Raw genomic sequence first — 776 nt, 5'->3', positions numbered from 1 at the left:
GGAGGACTGCATCAGGCGTATAGTTCTCGACGACTTTTTCTGGATCCAGGGTTGCCAGCGAGGAGGTCCAGCGATCAAACAACTGCTCGACCTGAGGCTTGGTGATCGGCGCACATTCCTCTGCAAGAGCAGGCGTCGCCAGCAGGGCACTAACAAAAGCGGCAAGCAGATGTCTTTTCATTTCAATCTCCATCGTATGACATTATCTCTCCGGCGATTTTCTTGCCGGCCTGTCAGAGATGGTTTGCCGCGATCCGCCGCGCGTCTGCCGGATGGCTGCAATCGCATATGCCGAACGGCCTATGCATTGTGACGGATGGCTTCCTATCTAGGGCATGTCAAACTTCTTAAGGACAGGGAATTCGTGCAAGACAAAGACTACGAGGGCATAGCGTCTCCCATTCGCGAACTGCGGCGTCTCTATCGCGATGCGGAAGCCAAGGCCGCTCGTCTGCGGCTGATCGTGGACGTACGCAAGGTACTGGACCGTGGCCCTTTGGATACGGCGATGTACGAGGCGTTATCCGCTATTGCCGGCTTTGCCGGAGCGAGCACGGCCACGATTCGCTCGCAAACCGGCACAGCTTGGCAATTTCCCACCCGGAGCGCCGCCGGCGAGGAAACGGCTGAGGGGGCCGACCCGGTAGCCGTCTGCAAGGCATGGATAGGCTGCGAGATGCTGGAACTCCGGCTGTCACGTCTCGCCTTCCCCATGAATGAACAGGATCGTGAGGCGATCCAGATCGTGACGGATCAGCTCGCCGCCTTTCTGGCAG

General features: G+C 58.5%; 2 pseudogenes. One reads left to right on the top strand and one right to left on the bottom strand.

Going from position 1 to position 776, the window contains the following annotated elements:
• A pseudogene (locus BN1800_RS39580) lies at positions 1-181 on the bottom strand (DUF4440 domain-containing protein); the annotation flags it as partial.
• Between the two features lie 183 nt (positions 182-364).
• Between BN1800_RS39580 and BN1800_RS39575 the strand changes: the two are divergent.
• Positions 365-776, top strand: a pseudogene (locus BN1800_RS39575) (hypothetical protein); the annotation flags it as partial.

This window comes from Rhizobium sullae, assembly GCF_900169785.1.
Classification (GTDB): Bacteria; Pseudomonadota; Alphaproteobacteria; order Rhizobiales; family Rhizobiaceae; genus Rhizobium; species Rhizobium sullae.
This window is presented reverse-complemented; position numbering and strand designations above follow the sequence as displayed.